Genomic DNA, 532 nt, shown 5'->3' with positions numbered 1-532 from the left:
GCGCCAGATCGATGTCGTCCTGTTGGACCCAGACACCGAAATTGTCGGCTTTGGCCTGGAAAGCGGCTTTGACACGTTCTCTGGAAGCAACCGACAACGGGTTGGCACCCAGTTCCATGCCGCGACCGGAATAACGCGTCAGCTCGGTCGGCACTTCGATGATGTTGTTGTCGCTCAGCAATGCAACTTCCAGCTGCGGCAGCTGTTCCAGCCCGGCAGGAACGCTATCGATTCCGGTGCTGGTCAGCTCGATGAACGTCAGGTTCTGCAGTGCCGACACATCCGGCGAGACCTGCAGCGGATTGCTGTACAAGTCCAGAGATTTCAAGCGGGTCAGCGTGGACAAGGCCGCTTGTCCGGCAGGATCCAGTGTGATCTGGCACTTGCTCAGCATCAACGTTTCCAGCGACGGCAGGCTTTGCAGCGCTTGCGGCATCTGGCCCAGGGAAAAATCCTGCAGTTCCAGGCCCTGCAATCCGCTGAAGCTGGTGAGAAAACCGTCGGAAACCTTCAGTGCCGGATTGCCCTGCAG

The 532-nt window shown here is 58.6% G+C and carries 1 pseudogene; it reads right to left on the bottom strand.

Annotated features, from left to right (window positions below):
- A pseudogene (locus J5M71_RS26995) lies at window positions 1–532 on the bottom strand (hypothetical protein); the annotation flags it as partial.

It is taken from the genome of Pseudomonas sp. 43(2021), assembly GCF_017490805.1.
GTDB lineage: Bacteria > Pseudomonadota > Gammaproteobacteria > Pseudomonadales > Pseudomonadaceae > Aquipseudomonas.
The sequence above is the reverse complement of the archived record's forward strand: the minus strand, read 5'-3'. Positions and strand labels throughout refer to the sequence as shown.